Raw genomic sequence first — 13,889 nt, forward strand, 5'->3', positions numbered from 1 at the left:
GAGCTGCCCATCCGCCCTTGATGGAGGACAGGATAGCCCGATCCTGGCTCTAGGAGAAGGCGGAATGGTGTGGTGATAACCTCCATTCCATTCGCAATCATTGCCCGACAGACATGGTTGAGCTATGCCTGTACGCCATATCCATGGGGTTAGCATGACGAAAGCCATTATTTTTCGCCACGCCCAGCCGCTTGCCGGTGCCCTTCTGCTGTTTTGCTCTTTGGCATCATCTGCCCGGCCTGCCGTCGCGGCGGATATCTCTCTTTCAGACCCTCCGGCATGGGATGTTAATTGGAGCCCGGATGGCAAAAATCTTGCCTATTGCGGGACCCAAAGCTGCCATGTCCTCAATGAAGCGACAGGCAAGACCATCACCAATCTGCCCGACGGGCTGGCAGGGCAGATCATCCATTTTTTTCCTGGTGCCGAAACACTCGTCACGGACGCACCGGGTAACATCCCCGGCCAGGTGCTGACCGTTTGGGAAGCAAAGAGTGGCAAGCTGCAGACCGCGCTGCCTTGGCCGCATGACCCGCATTTCCGGTTTGGTGAGCGCATTGCGGCGTTCTCAGCCAATGGCGCAAGGCTGGCTGTTACGCAGTTGCAGGCACCGGGCCAGCCCGCGCAGCTCTACATGCCACCGGCCTACAAACCTGGCCCGGCCTTTATGCCGCCCGGTAAGTTAGGGGCGCTGGCGCTGGCGCTTTCGCCGGATGGCAACACGCTGGCCATGGCGGTCGATAATGGCCGGATTATCCTCCAGCCGCTTGATTCCGCGACCAGTCCCGTTGTGTTGCATTACCAGTTACCGCCCGGCAGCGTTGCGGTTCTCACTCAGCTTGCCTTCAACCCAGACGGTAACGCCCTGGCCGCGTCCTTCAGCTCTGTGGGGAATGGCTCTCCCGGTTGGCCGCGCCCGCCTTTGTTGCTCTGGCATTTGGCACAGCCTGGCCCGCCACAGCCGCTTTGTGGGGCGCAGCCCTCCGGTGCCTCTCGCCTCTCCTGGCGTCCTGACGGAGACAGCATTGCTATAGCCAACGGCGAAGGCGCGGTGGAAATCTGCCCGGCAGGTGGAGGTGCGCCGCGTATCATCCACGTACCGGATGGCTGGGCCATTCCGGCATTCAGCCCTGATGGGCAGCAGCTCGCTGTTGCCATAGATTCCGAAATATTGCTCTTCAAACCTGATACTTAAAAGGTTCCACATGCCGGGCGTGGATAATCAAACCTATATTCATGCATCCCGCTTGGCCTATATCGACAAAGCGGGGGATTACGTCAAAACTGTGCTACCCGGCTACAAGCTGGAATCCATGATAGGAACGGACAAGCCGGATGGCTTCCGGGCCCTTGTACTCAGCGGCGCAGGTGGGGTGATTGTTGCCTTCCGTGGGACGGTCCTCGATTTTCACAAACTCTCAGACCGTGCTTTGAGGCTTTTGAGCTGCCTATCCACCCTTGATTGAGGGCAGGATAGCCCCCTGGCCCTAAGAAAAGGCGGAATGGTGTGGTGGTAGCTTCCTCTGAGGTGGCTGGTTTAAGGAGTGCCTGCCCAAGGCGGTGATTGCGGGAGCTATATGTTCAGTTTTGCCGTAAGCGTGGCGGGTGCCTGAATTACCCCTTCGCAGGCAGCCGGATGTTGCGGGAGGCTGCGTTGTTGCGCGCCGGTGATGCCGGCATATGACGCATCTGTTTCAGGCGGCTGTGCGCCCTGAGTTTCGCAAAGAGAGGTGTGTCGTGCATAATGCCTATCGGTCTGTGTCTTTCAGCGGCGGCGAGATGTCCGTCCCGGATGATTGGCCGGGCGAATCATCCGGCGATGGCCTGCAAAATTTTATAGGGTCACCGGATGATACGTTGATGATAACCCTCTCGGTTTATTATTTTACCACTGACGGCTCCGCCGAGGACGCCCAGCATGTTTTTGACCGGTTTCTCCAGATTCGCCGGGATTCGGAGTTCAGCGCCGCGCCGGACGCGGATATTACCATCGGCGTCGCAGATGTTCTGCAACATGAGGATGGAACCCTGTCCGCCACCTATGAGGGGCAAGAGGCAGATGAGCGTCGTTTTGCCGCGAAGCTGGCGATGAAGGGCGGTACGCTGGCGGTGGTCTATCTCGAAGCGGTCGGGGAGGATTTGGCGGCCGTCGAGGAAATCGCACCAGCGATATTCCAAAGCCTCGTCGTCAGAGCTGTTTGATCCCCGGCTTTAATAGCGCATTATTTACCGGCCGAACCCGGCCCGGGCCTGGCTAGCGTCCTTGGGGAGGCCGTAAAGATCACGCGGCATCCTCCATCTGCATCTTCGTCGGCTCTTTGCCCCGGCGCCGCGTGCGGCCGATCAGCGCGGCGGCCGATGGCTGTCCCTCCAAACACGATATCCGCCCAGATCTGCGCCAGCTCCCGGCGTTCCTCCAGATATTTCTCCCGGCCCTAAGCGCTGGCGACTTCGTCGGACGGGGGCAGCATCAGCTCGATAACATAAGAATCCATACGGTTGCGCTTCTTCATGATGAAGGAAAAGCAGCTCCTGAGTCCGTACGCGCTCTGGCCCCCTTCATAGCCGGCTCGTTTAATGAGGCTGTTGACGGCGTTGCCGCTGATGACGCTCACCCTCTGGAAAGACGGAAAGACCCACTCCGAATCCCCGCTCATGTCCCGCACCTGCAGCAGCAACGCCACCACCTGCCGTGAAAGCGGCATCTTATGATCTGGTGGCACGTGGGGGGCTTCCCCTTCATCCGATGCCCCGGGATGATTCAGACCGGCGCCTCTCCCGCCAGATCGTGGAACTCTTTCCAGACGGCGAACCGGATTTCGCTCTGGCGTGAGGCGGTCAGCAGCGTCATCCGGGTTTCACCCCTGCATAATGCGTTGGTGTGCAGAGCTTTTCCTGGCGCTTCAGCCCGCGCGTCGCAGCTTCGGCAAAGATCGCCGGCCGCCGCCGGCTTGTCCTGTGCAGAATGGGCTCGCCGGCGCGTGCCTGCATGCGCAGCGGGTCCCGCGCATCTCGGGCCTGGCGCAAGGTCATGTAAGGGTAATCGCCGAGGGTTATCGTGGTTGGTCGTTTGCCGAGGCGTAGCTGATACTGCCAGACCCAACAGCCTGAGGTCCCGGCCCGCAAAAACAGCCTGTCACGGTCATACGATATATATTGCTTTCGGGCCGGCTTGAGCGGCACCTAATTTCGCATTCGTTAAAGGCACCACCTGCGACCTTCTGAAAAGTGATGCTAAGCGTTACGTGACATCACTTATGGCGACAAGCGGGCTGAACACTTATGGAACAACAAGACAAGTTATCACCCTAAAAAACACAAAAAACGTTTGATTTCATGTGGTTCGCTGTCGGCGCAATAGTGCCGTGTGGGTTTTGGAAGATCTGGCGCCCCCGGCAGGACTCGAACCTGCATAAACGAACTTAGAAGGATCGGAGCTTATCCAATTAGCCAACGGGGGCGCGGCGCCCGGCTCATATCATGATGCTGCGAAACTGCCAAAATCCGGGCCAACCCGACGATTCACTACAATTTTGCGTGACATAGCTATCAAAATGACCCGTTAATGCGCTAGGATCGAGTTGGTTTAGCGCGCTGATCGGTAATATCTTTGAATGCCAGCCCTAGGGTGAATGAACTGATGATGTTGAGGGGCTTAGGTCAAAATATGGTCGTAAGACTGGCGGTTTTTCTGCGCGATCGCCGTGCTGTTACGTCTGTGGAATATGGCGTGATCGCATTGATCGTTATCTTGGCTATCGTCGGAGGTTTAACGCGGATCGGCACAGAAGTCGCGGTGCCGTTCAATCAGGTGGCCTCGGAACTCTGACAGGGAAAAAATCGCCTATCCGTGCCTGCTGGCGAGCTGTCCCTATTTAAGATGTTGCTTGTCTCATAAAGGTAGGTTGTCATAAAAAATTAAACAAATCCTGTCGCTGTGCGGCTTGGTGACCAAATCGTTAGGGTTGCCGCCGGTCGAGCGTGAGTTTTTTTGACAAAAAAGTCACGCTCACGGATTTTTGTTTAGTTCGTGCGCAAACTTCGTTTGACAGAAATGGCTGATTTTTATGTATTGAACACCAGCCTCGACAGGTTGATGACAAGGTGGGCAGATGGCGTGGCAGTTCCGCGTGAGACGCTTTCTCTGTTATCAGGTTTCGGTCTCGAATTAATTTTTTGAAAGGGTCTTCTTTCATGCTCGCAAACTACATCCGCGCCGCCATGACCACCAAGCTGGCGCAGCTCAATGTCGACAAGCGTGCCGTCACCGCCATTGAGTACGGCCTGATTGCTGCGCTGATCGCGGTTGTGATCATCGCCGCCGTGTCCAGCCTCGGCACTCACATCTCCAGCACCTTCAACGCAGTGGCGTCCGAGCTCTAAGCTCAGCCCCGCGATGTCTGCGCTGCGGCCGATCGGGTTCCCGGTCGGCCGTTTTTTTGTGGTGCGACGCGCAGCTTAAAAGCCCTTGTAATTTTTCAATTTTGTACGGTAAAATCGGAGTCTGTACGGTGTAGGTTGTGTTGAAAATGTCACGCCGAGACCGTACTTCGATGGATTTTCGTTAACCTGATCGCTTTTTTTAAGCAGACTCGGATAAAGGCCTATTTATGGGGCGTTAAAGGGCGGAGCGGATGACGATCCTGGGGCGTATATTGATGAGGCGGACATGATCACCGCCCTTTTCGGCTTGGGGCTGGCTCTGCTTGTCTATGCTGCGGTGCACGACGTCGCTGTGCGAACGGTGCCCAATTCCGTTTCAGCTTTGGTTCTTCTCACCGGTTTCGGGCTGCGGCTGCTTGAGCATGATCTGCTCCCCGCCTTGCTGGCCGCTTTGCTGGTGTTTATCGCCCTGTTCGGCATTTGGGCTCTGGGTTTGATGGGCGGCGGCGATGTGAAGCTCTGGGCCGCGACCACGCTGCTGGTGCCCCCGGGCTGGCTCCCGCAATTGATGTTTCTGGCCGATGTCATGCTGCTCGGCGGCATTCTCGGGCTTCTTTACCTTTTCTTATCCCTCGTCGTGGGAAAACCGGCCGCTTCACGCGAAGGCTCGCGCCTGACGCGTGCCCTGCGCACGGAGCGGTGGCGAATCCGTCGCCGGGGCGCGCTTCCCTATGCCTGCGCCATTGCCGGTGGCGCTCTCGTGGCAATCCTGCCACGCTTTTTTGAAACATAAGGTGGCCAATGGTCTTTCGCCTCGGCATATTCGCTGTCCTGATCGCCGCGCTGGCCGCTGTCCTCATTTTTGGATATTCGATCCTCAATCAGGGCCATAAAGCCCCGGTGGCCGCGGCCCCGCCGCCGACCGAACAAATTCTGGTGGCGGGGGTGCCGCTCTCCGGCGGCGCGCTGATCCAGCCCGGCAACATTACCAGCAGCTCGATGCTGATCAGCGCCGTGCCGCCCGATGCGCTGATCGACACCCCCGGCAACCGCAGTTCCCTGACGGGCGCGATGGTGAAATCGCCGATCGCCCAGGGCGCGGTCATTCTAAACAGCGGGGTCATCCATCCTGGCGATCACGGCTTCCTGGCCGCAGTGCTCGCACCCGGTATGCGGGCGGTGACGGTGGCGGTCGATAACGTCACCGGCGCGGACGGGCTGATCTGGCCGGGCGATAAGGTGGATATATTGCTGACCCAGAGCATTGCCGGCGCGCCGGATGGCAAAAGCATCGCCGCCGAGACGGTACTGAGCGATGTCCGGGTGATCGCCACGGGTCAGGAACTGATCAAGAATGCCAGCAATGGCAGCGGCGGCCCGAACAACCAGCCAGCCTCGACGGTGACGCTCGAGGTCACACCCGAGCAGGCGGCGCGCTGCCTGGTCGCGGTCAATCTCGGCAAATTGTCCCTGATCGTGCATTCCGCCGCGAGCTCGACCACGGCGTCGGTGCCGCAGCAGACGCCCGGCCCGGTCTGGGCCGGTCAGGTTTCGCCGGCCCTTTCCGCCGCGCAGCCGGCGCAGCAGACCGTCACCACAGTCAATGTGATTTCTTCAGGCACTACAGGGGAGTTCAAGTTCTGATGCGCGGTTTGTTCACGGCGTCAGTGCTGGCGCTTTCTACCCTTGCGCCAGCCGCCCTGGCGCAAACCGCAACCGGCAGCGGCGCCGCGGCGCAACAGGCGCAGGTTGTGCCGCCCGCTTATTATGGCGGCATTACGCTGGCGAAAGGGCAGGGCAAGCTGATCAAGCTGCCGCGCCCGGTCGCCAATCTGTTCGTCGCCGATGACAGCGTCGCTTCGGTGCGCCCGGCCAGCCCCGGCGCGATGTTCGTGTTCGGCAAGGCGGCGGGCGAGACCGATGTCGTCGCCACAGACGCCGCCGGCAATCGAATCGCGCAATATTCGGTCACCGTGAACCAGTCCGGCTATGCGGGCCAGCGCATCGAAACCCAGTCCCAGGCGGTGGCGCCGGGCAGCGGCGTCACCGCCGAATCGGAGCAGGGCGGCATGGTCGTGCGCGGCACGGTGCAGAGCCCCGAGGATGCCGACAAGGTGATGAGCCAGGCCAAGCTGATCTCGCCGAGCGGCAAGGTCACCAATGACCTCACCGTGGCGCAGCCGATCCAGGTGGAGCTGAAAGTGCGCATCGCCCAGATGTCGCGGCAAGTGACGCGCGAGCTTGGCATCAATTGGAGCAATGTCGGCTCCTCGGCGATTTCCATCGGCAAATTCGCGCTGACCGGCAGCACCGCCTCGGCCGCCAGCTCGCTCGCCTCGACCACGGCCGGTGGTATCGGCGTCACCTTCCCCGGCGGCACGTTCGAAGGTGTCATCGACGCGCTGGCCACCGATAATCTCGCCCATATTCTGGCCGAGCCGACCTTGACCACGCTCTCCGGCACCCAGGCGAATTTCCAGGTGGGCGGGCAGTTCCCGATTCCGGTGTCCTCCGGCGGCACCGGCGGCAGCTCGACGGTGACGGTCAGCTTCAAGAATTACGGCGTGCTGCTCTCCTTCATCCCGACGGTATTTTCCGATGGGCGGATCGCCCTGCAGGTATCACCGCAGATCAGCACCATCGACAGCTCCAACGCCTCCACCATCAGCACCGGTGGCAGCTCGCAAGTCTTCTCGGTGCCCTCGCTGACGGTGACCGCCGCGTCCTCCACCGTCGTGCTCGGTTCGGGCCAGGGCATGGCGATCGCGGGTTTGCTCGAAGATACCACCAATCAGGTCAGCAATGGTCTGCCCGGCCTCTCCGAGATTCCGATCCTGGGCGCCTTGTTCCGCGGCAATGCCTTCCAGCGCGAGCAGCAGGAGCTGGTGATCACGGTGACACCTTATATCGTCAATCCGGTCAACCATCCCAACAGCATCGCCTCGCCGGACGATGGCTGGTCGCCGCCGAACGATCTGCAGCGCATTCTTTTGCTGCGCAATAATGGCACCGATCAGGCCAGCACCAGCATCCCCGGCAATGCCGGCTTCATGGTGCAATGATGGAGCGCCCCGCCATGACCAAACCCGTGTCGCTGTTTTGTCTGTTGGCGCTGCTGACGCTGGCCGGCTGCCAGGGGGCGTTCAACCCGTTCAACCGCCCCGGTAATTGGTCCCTGACCGGCGCCTCGAATGAGGCGACGGCGCAGCAGGTGGCGAACAAGGCCGATTTGATCAGCGGCCATGGCGAGCCGGGCAGCAGCGGTATCCTCGCCGTCGGCGGCGTCCAGCGTGCGACCACGAATGGCACCGGCACCGGCATTCAGACGCAGATCCAGGCGACCTCGCCGGCCACGTCGATCAATAGCGGCAGCTAGGAGACGGGCATGCACAGGACGGAAGGGGCAATGATATGAGCACCCAGGGCGCGATTGGCGGGCTTGCCGAGTCTGGCAGGATGACCAGCCGCACGGACCGGCTGACCGTGCTTGCCTTTATCAACGATACCGTCAGTGAACAGGTTCTGCGCGATACGCTGATCACCGCGGCTGGCGGCGGCATGGATGTGCGCCGCGGCACGGTGCGCACCGCCATCGCCGCCATGTCCAAACTGCCGACCCCGGAAGTGCTGATCGTCGACATCGCCGGTGAGGAGCAGCCGCTGCAGGCGCTGGGCGAATTGTCCGATGTGGTGGAGCCGGGCGTGCGCGTGCTGGTGGTCGGCGATATTCAGGAGGTGGATTTCTACCGCCACATTACCCGCGGCATGGGGGTGATGGAATATCTGTTCAAGCCGATCACCCGCGAAGCCGTGGCCCGGCATTTCGCGCCGCTGATCACCCGCAAATCCATCGGCGACGACGCCACACGCGGCGGGCGCGTGGTGGCGGTGATGGGCGCGCGGGGCGGGGTAGGGGCGACCACCATTGCCGGCAATCTCGCCTGGCTGCTGGGCGTGGTCGAAAAACGCCATACCGTGTTCCTGGAATCCGATATCCATATGGGCTCCGGCGCGTTGCTGCTGGGCGCCAAGACTGGCCCTGGCCTGCGTATGGCGCTGGAAACGCCGGACCGGATCGATCCGCTGTTCGTCGAGCGCGCCGCCCAGCCGGTGGCGGAGCGCCTGCATGTGCTGGCCTCCGAGGAAAAGCTGGCGGAGCCGATGAATTATACCCCCGGCGCCGCCCGCCGGCTGATCGAGGCGCTGCGCATCCGCTATAATTTCATCTTCATGGATGTGCCTTTCCTGCCGATGGCCTGTAATCGCGAGCTGATCGAATTCGCGCATCACCGGGTCATCGTCATGGACCCGTCTCTGGCCTCGGTACGCGATACGATCCGGCTGCTGGCGCTGCCCAACGGTCCCTGGCAGCCGCAGAGCCCGACCGTGGTGCTGAACCGGCTCGGCCGGCCGGGCGGGCTGTCGCGCAAGCAGATCGAGGAGGCGCTGGAGCTGAAGATTCATATCACCATTCCGGACATCCCCAAGCAGCTGAATGAGAGTGCCAGTTTCGGCGAGCCGGCGGTGACCAATAAGGGGCCGTTCCGCCAGGCGGTTCTGGATCTGGCGCGTGAAATCGGCTTCGTGGGGAATCGCGACGAGATCGAGGGCAGCTTGGCCTTGCCCGGCCGCGGTGGCGGCGGCTTGTTCAAAATGCTCGGCTTCAGCAAGGGATAACCGGCAATGTCTGACAGCATGCCGGTATTTGGCCGCCGCCGCAGGGAAGAGCTGGAAGCCGCGGCCGCCATGCCGGCCTTGGCCGCCGCCGCGCCCGCCGCGCCGAATCCAGATGTCAGCCGGTTTCCGGCCGATACCAGCACCTCAGTGCGGGCCGAAATCGCCGAGCTGCGCAATATGTGCCTGGCGCGCATGGACGCCACCGCCGTCGCCGCCTTGCCGCCGGAACGGCTGCTGATCGAAGTCGAACGGCTGATCTCCGATCTCGCCACCGATAAGCGCGTGCAGCTGAATGCCCGCGAGCAGCGCGCCTTGGCGACCGAGCTGGTGGACGACATGCTCGGGCTGGGGCCCTTGGAGCCCTTGCTTCTGGATGAGAGCATCAACGACATCATGGTCAACGGCCCGGACCATGTGTTTGTCGAGCGCTCGGGAAAATTGCTGCAGGTGCCGGTGCGGTTTCGCGACTGGGCGCATCTGACCAATATTTGCCAGCGCATCGCCGCCTCGGTCGGGCGGCGTGTGGATGAAGCCAGCCCGATGTGCGATGCGCGCCTGAAGGATGGCTCGCGCGTGAATATCGTGCTGCCGCCGCTGGCGATCGACGGGCCGTCGATCTCGATCCGTAAATTCTCCAAGAAACCGATCGATTTCAAGAAGCTGATCGAATTCGGCGCGATGACGCCGCCGATCGCCCGGGTGCTGGAAATCGCCGCGCGCTGCCGGCTCAACATCATCGTCTCCGGCGGGACCGGCTCGGGCAAGACGACGATGATGAACGCGCTCTCGCGCTTCATCGACGCCACAGAGCGTATCGTCACCATCGAGGATGCGGCGGAGCTGCAGCTGCAGCAGCCGCATGTGGTGCGGCTGGAAACCCGCCCCGCCAGCCTTGAAGGCAAGGGCGAGGTCACGGCGCGCGATCTGGTGCGTAACGCGCTGCGTATGCGCCCGGACCGCGTCATCATCGGCGAAACCCGTGGCGCCGAAGCCTTCGACATGCTGCAGGCGATGAACACCGGCCATGATGGCTCGATGTCCACCATCCACGCCAACAACACCCGCGACGCGCTCTCGCGTATCGAAAACATGGTGCAGATGTCCTCGATGGGCCTCACCCCGCGCGCCATCCGCCAGCAGGTCTGCGCCGCGGTCAATCTGATCATCCAGGTCGAGCGCCAGCGCGATGGCGGTCGTCGCGTCACCCAGGTCACCGAGATCGCCGGGATCGAGGGCGAAACCCAGCTGCTCAACGATATCTTCAAGCTGGAAATCACCGGCGAGACGCCGAATGGCCGGTTGATCGGGCGCTACGAGGTCAGCCGCATCCGCTCCTCCTTCCAGGAACGGCTGCAATATTACGGGCTGGACCGGGCCTGGATGGCGGCGCTGGAGGAAACCTGATGCTGCATCAGCTGCTGATCCTACTTGTGCTGGTCATCATCCTCGCGGTCGCGACGGTGGCGGTCACGCTCAATCTGGTGGGGGCGCATGAGCGCGAGGAGCGGCTGAAACGCCGGCTCACGGCGGCCACCACCTCCACCTCCGCCCCGATCACCACGGTCGATGAAGAATTGCGCCTGGTGCGTCAGGTTTCGCGGGCGGATCAGATCAAGGAAAAAGCCGCCGAGCTGATCGGCGTCGATCTGCAGCAGGCGGAAACCTACCCGATCAAATGGTGGCTGGTGCCGCCGATCGCCGCGGTCATCACCCTGGTGATCATCTGGCTCGCCTCGCACCCGCTGGGCAAATATCCCAGCATCTGGCTGCTGGTGAAATATGTCGGCACGCCGGTGTTCTGGTATCTGATCGACCGTTTCATCTTCAACTGGCTGAAGAATCGCCGCAACGCCAAGCTGATCGAGCAATTTCCCGACGCGCTGAACATCATCGTGCGCTGCGTGCGTGTCGGTATCCCCATCGGTGAGGCGCTGCGCACGGTGGCGCAGGATTCGATGGAGCCGACCAAGCGCGAATTCACCATTTTGGCCGACAAGGTGAGCATCGGCATTCCGCTGGATGTTTCGTTGCGTGAGCTCTCCGAGCGGGTGAAGCTGACCGAGTATCAATTCTTCGCCACCGCCATCACGCTGCAGGCCCGCTCCGGTGGCGGCATCACCCAGACTCTGGAGACGCTGGCGGATGTGATCCGCAAGCGCGTGGCGCTGAAATCGCGCGGCTACGCGCTGACCGCCGAAGCCCGCATGGGCTCCATGGTGCTCACCGTGCTGCCCTTCCTGGCCGGTGCCGGGCTGTTCTGGCTGCAGCCCAATTATATCCGCATTCTCTTCACCACCGATGGCGGCGAGGCCATTCTTGGCGCGGCGATCCTGCTGCTGGCCGCCGGCATGGGCGTCATTCAATTCATGATCAGCAATGTTCTCAAATAGCTCCATTCCCCCCGTGGTCCTGCTGGCCGGCATGGTGCTCGCTTTGCTGGTGCTGGCGGCTGGCGTTTTCTATCTGAACCATACGATGACCCGTTCGCAGAAGCTCGGCAAACGGATCGATCTCGCCATCCATGGCCGCAATGCGGCTCTGCTGGAGGAGGCCAAGCCGGAAGGCTCGGCGCTGGTGCGTCTGGTCTCGGCCTTTGGCATGTCCGTCGCCCGGTCCGGCCTGTTGTCGCGCAAAACCCTCGCGGAGATGACCGCGACGCTGGAAGGGGCGGGGTTTCGCGGCGGCCGCGGCATTGGCCTGTTCGTCGGCGCCAAGGTGCTGGGTCTGTTCCTGCTGCCGGTGCTGCTCTATTTCGCCTTCCATAATATTTTCGTCTCCACCATCGGGCTGGTGCTGAAGATTGGCGGCGGCGCGGTGGTCGGCATGTTGCTGCCGGATATGATGGCGAAGAATATCCGCACCCGGCATCTCGAACAGGTTGAACGCGGCGTGCCGGATGCGCTGGATATGCTGGTGATCTGCGCCGATGCCGGTCTGGCGCTGGAGGCGGGCATCGCCCGCGTCGCCCAGGAAATTTCGCAGCTCAACCCGGATCTGGCGCAGGAGCTGACCCAGACCTCGCGCGAATTGCAGATCGGCGCGGATATGCGCAGCGTGATGTTTTCGCTGGGCCAGCGCACCGGGCTGGAAGTGCTCAAGCGGCTCGCCACCACGCTGAGCCAGTCGCTGCAATATGGCACGCCGCTGACGGCGGCGCTGCGCACCCTCTCCGCGGAATTGCGCGCCGAGGCGCTGATCCGCTTCGAGGATCGGGCCGGCAAGCTGCCCACCTTGATGACGCTGCCGATGATCGTCTTCATCCTGCCCTGCGTCTTCCTCATCGTTGGCGGGCCGGCGGTGATCCAGGTCATGGCCGTGCTGGCCCATCACTGAACATGAACCCTTGCACCGAAGAAGAGACATGATGATCCCCTGCGCCTTCGCTCGATCAGGCTATCCCCTGCGCCGCCTGCTGCGTGGTTCCGCCGCGGCGACGATGGTTCTCGGTCTTGCCGCGTGCAGCCAGCCAGAATCGCAGACGGCCGCGAACGCGCCCACCGGGTCCGTCGGGCCGAACACGCTGAATGTCGCGGATGCGGCCATCGCCGGCGGCGATCCGAACATGGCGTTGTCGATCTCGCAATCGATCCTCAAGGACGATCCGGACAATGTCGACGCGCTGGTGCATGAGGGCGATGCCTATTACGCGCTGGATCGCTGTTTGCCGGCGCAGGCGGCCTATTCCGTCGCGTTGAAATATGACGCCAAATCCAGCCCGGCGGAAACCGGCCTCGGGCGCTGTTTGCTGAAGAGCGATCCGGCGGCGGCCGAGCAGGCTTTCATCGCGGCGGTGAATGACGACCCGGGCAATGCCGCGGCCTGGAGCGATCTGGGCATCGCGCGCGACCTGCAAGGCAATTTCGCCGGCGCGGTCGAGCCTTATCAGAAATCGCTGCTGGCCAATCCCGGCAGCATGGCAACCGAGGTCAATCTCGGCCTCTCCCTGGCGCTCTCCGGACACGGCCCGCAGGCTCTGGCCTATCTTGGCCCGCTGGCCAGCGGCCAGAGCGCCACGCCGAAAATCCGCGAGGATTACGCGGCGGCGCTGATCGCGTCGGGGCGGGATGAGGAGGCGCGGCAGGTGCTCGCGATCGATCTGCCCCCCGAACAGGTGCAGCAGGCGATGGATGGTTTCTCGGCACTGATCGCCAGCTCGATCCAGACACCGCCGCCGCCACCGCCGCCGGCACCGACCCAGCCGGTGGTGACGACAACCCAGGTGACCACACAAACCACTAGCGTGGCGCCGACGCCGCTTGCGCCGCCGGTGCCGGTGGCGCCCGTGCCGGCTCCGGCTCCGGCTCCGGCTCCGGTGCCAAAGCCAGCGGCGGCCATTCCGACCAGCGGCGACCCCAACGCAGCCTATTCCGGCCCATCGCCGATCCCAGGCGCGATATCCTCCTCGACACCCGGCCCGGTGGCGACGCCGCCAATGCCAGCCGCAACCCCGGGCCCAAAGCCGGTGGCAATGCGCTACACACCGCCCGCCGCGCCCCCGGCGCCGGTGCATACCAGCCCCGGCGGGCCGGCGGCGGTGCAGCTCGGCGCGCTGCCGAGCCAGGAGGCAGCGCAGCATCAATGGAACAAGGTGCGCGCCGCGGCACCGTCTTTGTTTGCCGGAAAATCGCCCGACATCGTCGAGGCGAATGTGAAGGGCGTTACCTATTACCGCCTGCGCGTCACCGGCTTTTCCAGCCAGCTCGATGCGGCGCGGTTCTGCGGCGAGGTCTCCTCCGCCGGCTATGCCTGCACGGTGGCGAATTTTTGAAAATGAATAGGTTATAAAAGTTTTTTGGTGCCGCTTTTTTACAAAAAAGCGGCGTCAAGAC

The 13,889-nt window shown here is 62.3% G+C and carries 17 protein-coding genes and 1 tRNA gene; 15 read left to right on the forward strand and 3 right to left on the reverse strand.

The genetic code is table 11. The annotated features are described in order from the left end of the window. Window positions 1-154: 154 nt before the first annotated feature. From MXAZACID_RS04160 to MXAZACID_RS04170, 3 genes are all read left to right on the forward strand, one after another. Window positions 155-1,195, forward strand: a complete 1,041-nt coding sequence (locus MXAZACID_RS04160) for a WD40 repeat domain-containing protein (RefSeq protein WP_039884721.1) — start codon at window positions 155-157, stop codon at window positions 1,193-1,195. Between the two features lie 10 nt (window positions 1,196-1,205). Beyond that, entirely contained in the window at window positions 1,206-1,466 is a 261-nt protein-coding gene (locus MXAZACID_RS04165; RefSeq protein ID WP_008492848.1) for a hypothetical protein, read from the forward strand. A 214-nt stretch (window positions 1,467-1,680) separates the two neighbouring features. Beyond that, window positions 1,681-2,202: a hypothetical protein gene (locus MXAZACID_RS04170; protein WP_039884723.1), complete on the forward strand. Its 522-nt coding sequence runs from the start codon at window positions 1,681-1,683 to the stop codon at window positions 2,200-2,202. A 233-nt stretch (window positions 2,203-2,435) separates the two neighbouring features. Here the strand turns inward: MXAZACID_RS04170 and MXAZACID_RS04175 are convergent, their stop codons facing one another. The 3 genes from MXAZACID_RS04175 to MXAZACID_RS04185 all read right to left on the reverse strand — a co-directional run bounded on the left by MXAZACID_RS04175 (window position 2,436) and on the right by MXAZACID_RS04185 (window position 3,461). Beyond that, window positions 2,436-2,684 carry a hypothetical protein gene (locus MXAZACID_RS04175; protein WP_039884725.1) on the reverse strand — a complete coding sequence of 83 codons (249 nt, stop codon included), beginning with the start codon at window positions 2,682-2,684 and terminating at the stop codon, window positions 2,436-2,438. Between the two features lie 163 nt (window positions 2,685-2,847). Next, window positions 2,848-3,183, reverse strand: a complete 336-nt coding sequence (locus tag MXAZACID_RS20455; RefSeq protein ID WP_083878457.1) for an Arm DNA-binding domain-containing protein — start codon at window positions 3,181-3,183, stop codon at window positions 2,848-2,850. 201 nt (window positions 3,184-3,384) lie between these two features. Next, window positions 3,385-3,461: transfer RNA gene (locus tag MXAZACID_RS04185), tRNA-Arg, on the reverse strand. A gap of 167 nt (window positions 3,462-3,628) precedes the next feature. Here MXAZACID_RS04185 and MXAZACID_RS04190 point away from each other — a divergent pair. The 12 genes from MXAZACID_RS04190 to MXAZACID_RS17650 all read left to right on the forward strand — a co-directional run bounded on the left by MXAZACID_RS04190 (window position 3,629) and on the right by MXAZACID_RS17650 (window position 13,828). Beyond that, a complete protein-coding gene (locus tag MXAZACID_RS04190; RefSeq protein WP_205619731.1) occupies window positions 3,629-3,829 on the forward strand; it encodes a Flp family type IVb pilin in 201 nt (66 codons plus the stop codon). Window positions 3,830-4,030: 201 nt separating this feature from the next. After that, window positions 4,031-4,180 carry a hypothetical protein gene (locus tag MXAZACID_RS19660; RefSeq protein ID WP_205619732.1) on the forward strand — a complete coding sequence of 50 codons (150 nt, stop codon included), beginning with the start codon at window positions 4,031-4,033 and terminating at the stop codon, window positions 4,178-4,180. A 14-nt stretch (window positions 4,181-4,194) separates the two neighbouring features. Next, window positions 4,195-4,383, forward strand: coding sequence for a Flp family type IVb pilin (locus MXAZACID_RS04195; protein WP_008492853.1), 189 nt, complete (start codon window positions 4,195-4,197; stop codon window positions 4,381-4,383). A 286-nt stretch (window positions 4,384-4,669) separates the two neighbouring features. After that, window positions 4,670-5,176 (forward strand): prepilin peptidase, encoded by a 507-nt coding sequence (locus MXAZACID_RS04200; RefSeq protein WP_008492855.1) that lies wholly within the window; start codon window positions 4,670-4,672, stop codon window positions 5,174-5,176. 8 nt (window positions 5,177-5,184) lie between these two features. Next, complete coding sequence (gene cpaB, locus MXAZACID_RS04205) at window positions 5,185-6,027, forward strand: Flp pilus assembly protein CpaB (RefSeq protein WP_008492857.1); 843 nt, start codon at window positions 5,185-5,187, stop codon at window positions 6,025-6,027. After that, window positions 6,027-7,445 (forward strand): type II and III secretion system protein family protein, encoded by a 1,419-nt coding sequence (locus tag MXAZACID_RS04210; protein ID WP_008492858.1) that lies wholly within the window; start codon window positions 6,027-6,029, stop codon window positions 7,443-7,445. Before cpaB ends, MXAZACID_RS04210 begins: the two co-directional genes overlap by 1 nt. Before the next feature lie 14 nt (window positions 7,446-7,459). Next, window positions 7,460-7,759: a hypothetical protein gene (locus MXAZACID_RS04215; RefSeq protein ID WP_144052644.1), complete on the forward strand. Its 300-nt coding sequence runs from the start codon at window positions 7,460-7,462 to the stop codon at window positions 7,757-7,759. A gap of 35 nt (window positions 7,760-7,794) precedes the next feature. Then, the gene (locus tag MXAZACID_RS04220; protein ID WP_008492860.1) at window positions 7,795-9,060 is read left to right on the forward strand and encodes a hypothetical protein; all 1,266 of its coding nucleotides are present in this window, start codon (window positions 7,795-7,797) and stop codon (window positions 9,058-9,060) included. 6 nt (window positions 9,061-9,066) lie between these two features. Further along, a complete protein-coding gene (locus MXAZACID_RS04225) occupies window positions 9,067-10,464 on the forward strand; it encodes a CpaF family protein (RefSeq protein WP_008492861.1) in 1,398 nt (465 codons plus the stop codon). After that, window positions 10,464-11,450 (forward strand): type II secretion system F family protein, encoded by a 987-nt coding sequence (locus MXAZACID_RS04230; protein ID WP_008492862.1) that lies wholly within the window; start codon window positions 10,464-10,466, stop codon window positions 11,448-11,450. The genes MXAZACID_RS04225 and MXAZACID_RS04230 overlap by 1 nt, the downstream gene beginning before the upstream one ends. 13 nt (window positions 11,451-11,463) lie before the next feature. Next, window positions 11,464-12,393, forward strand: a complete 930-nt coding sequence (locus MXAZACID_RS04235; protein WP_008492863.1) for a type II secretion system F family protein — start codon at window positions 11,464-11,466, stop codon at window positions 12,391-12,393. 28 nt (window positions 12,394-12,421) lie between these two features. Further along, a complete protein-coding gene (locus MXAZACID_RS17650; protein WP_008492864.1) occupies window positions 12,422-13,828 on the forward strand; it encodes an SPOR domain-containing protein in 1,407 nt (468 codons plus the stop codon). Window positions 13,829-13,889 lie beyond the last annotated feature (61 nt).

It is taken from the genome of Acidocella sp. MX-AZ02 (genome assembly GCF_000306035.1).
In the GTDB taxonomy this organism is placed as follows: Bacteria; Pseudomonadota; Alphaproteobacteria; order Acetobacterales; family Acetobacteraceae; genus Acidocella; species Acidocella facilis.

Coding starts and splice junctions, on each gene's coding strand:
- MXAZACID_RS04160 (WP_039884721.1), top strand. CDS start 155: ATGACGAAAGCCATTATTTTTCGCCACGCCCAGCCGCTTGCCGGTGCC.
- MXAZACID_RS04220 (WP_008492860.1), top strand. CDS start 7,795: ATGAGCACCCAGGGCGCGATTGGCGGGCTTGCCGAGTCTGGCAGGATG.
- MXAZACID_RS17650 (WP_008492864.1), top strand. CDS start 12,422: ATGATGATCCCCTGCGCCTTCGCTCGATCAGGCTATCCCCTGCGCCGC.
- MXAZACID_RS04170 (WP_039884723.1), top strand. CDS start 1,681: ATGACGCATCTGTTTCAGGCGGCTGTGCGCCCTGAGTTTCGCAAAGAG.
- MXAZACID_RS04215 (WP_144052644.1), top strand. CDS start 7,460: ATGACCAAACCCGTGTCGCTGTTTTGTCTGTTGGCGCTGCTGACGCTG.
- MXAZACID_RS04195 (WP_008492853.1), top strand. CDS start 4,195: ATGCTCGCAAACTACATCCGCGCCGCCATGACCACCAAGCTGGCGCAG.
- MXAZACID_RS04210 (WP_008492858.1), top strand. CDS start 6,027: ATGCGCGGTTTGTTCACGGCGTCAGTGCTGGCGCTTTCTACCCTTGCG.
- MXAZACID_RS04165 (WP_008492848.1), top strand. CDS start 1,206: ATGCCGGGCGTGGATAATCAAACCTATATTCATGCATCCCGCTTGGCC.
- cpaB (WP_008492857.1), top strand. CDS start 5,185: ATGGTCTTTCGCCTCGGCATATTCGCTGTCCTGATCGCCGCGCTGGCC.
- MXAZACID_RS04230 (WP_008492862.1), top strand. CDS start 10,464: ATGCTGCATCAGCTGCTGATCCTACTTGTGCTGGTCATCATCCTCGCG.
- MXAZACID_RS04200 (WP_008492855.1), top strand. CDS start 4,670: ATGATCACCGCCCTTTTCGGCTTGGGGCTGGCTCTGCTTGTCTATGCT.
- MXAZACID_RS04225 (WP_008492861.1), top strand. CDS start 9,067: ATGTCTGACAGCATGCCGGTATTTGGCCGCCGCCGCAGGGAAGAGCTG.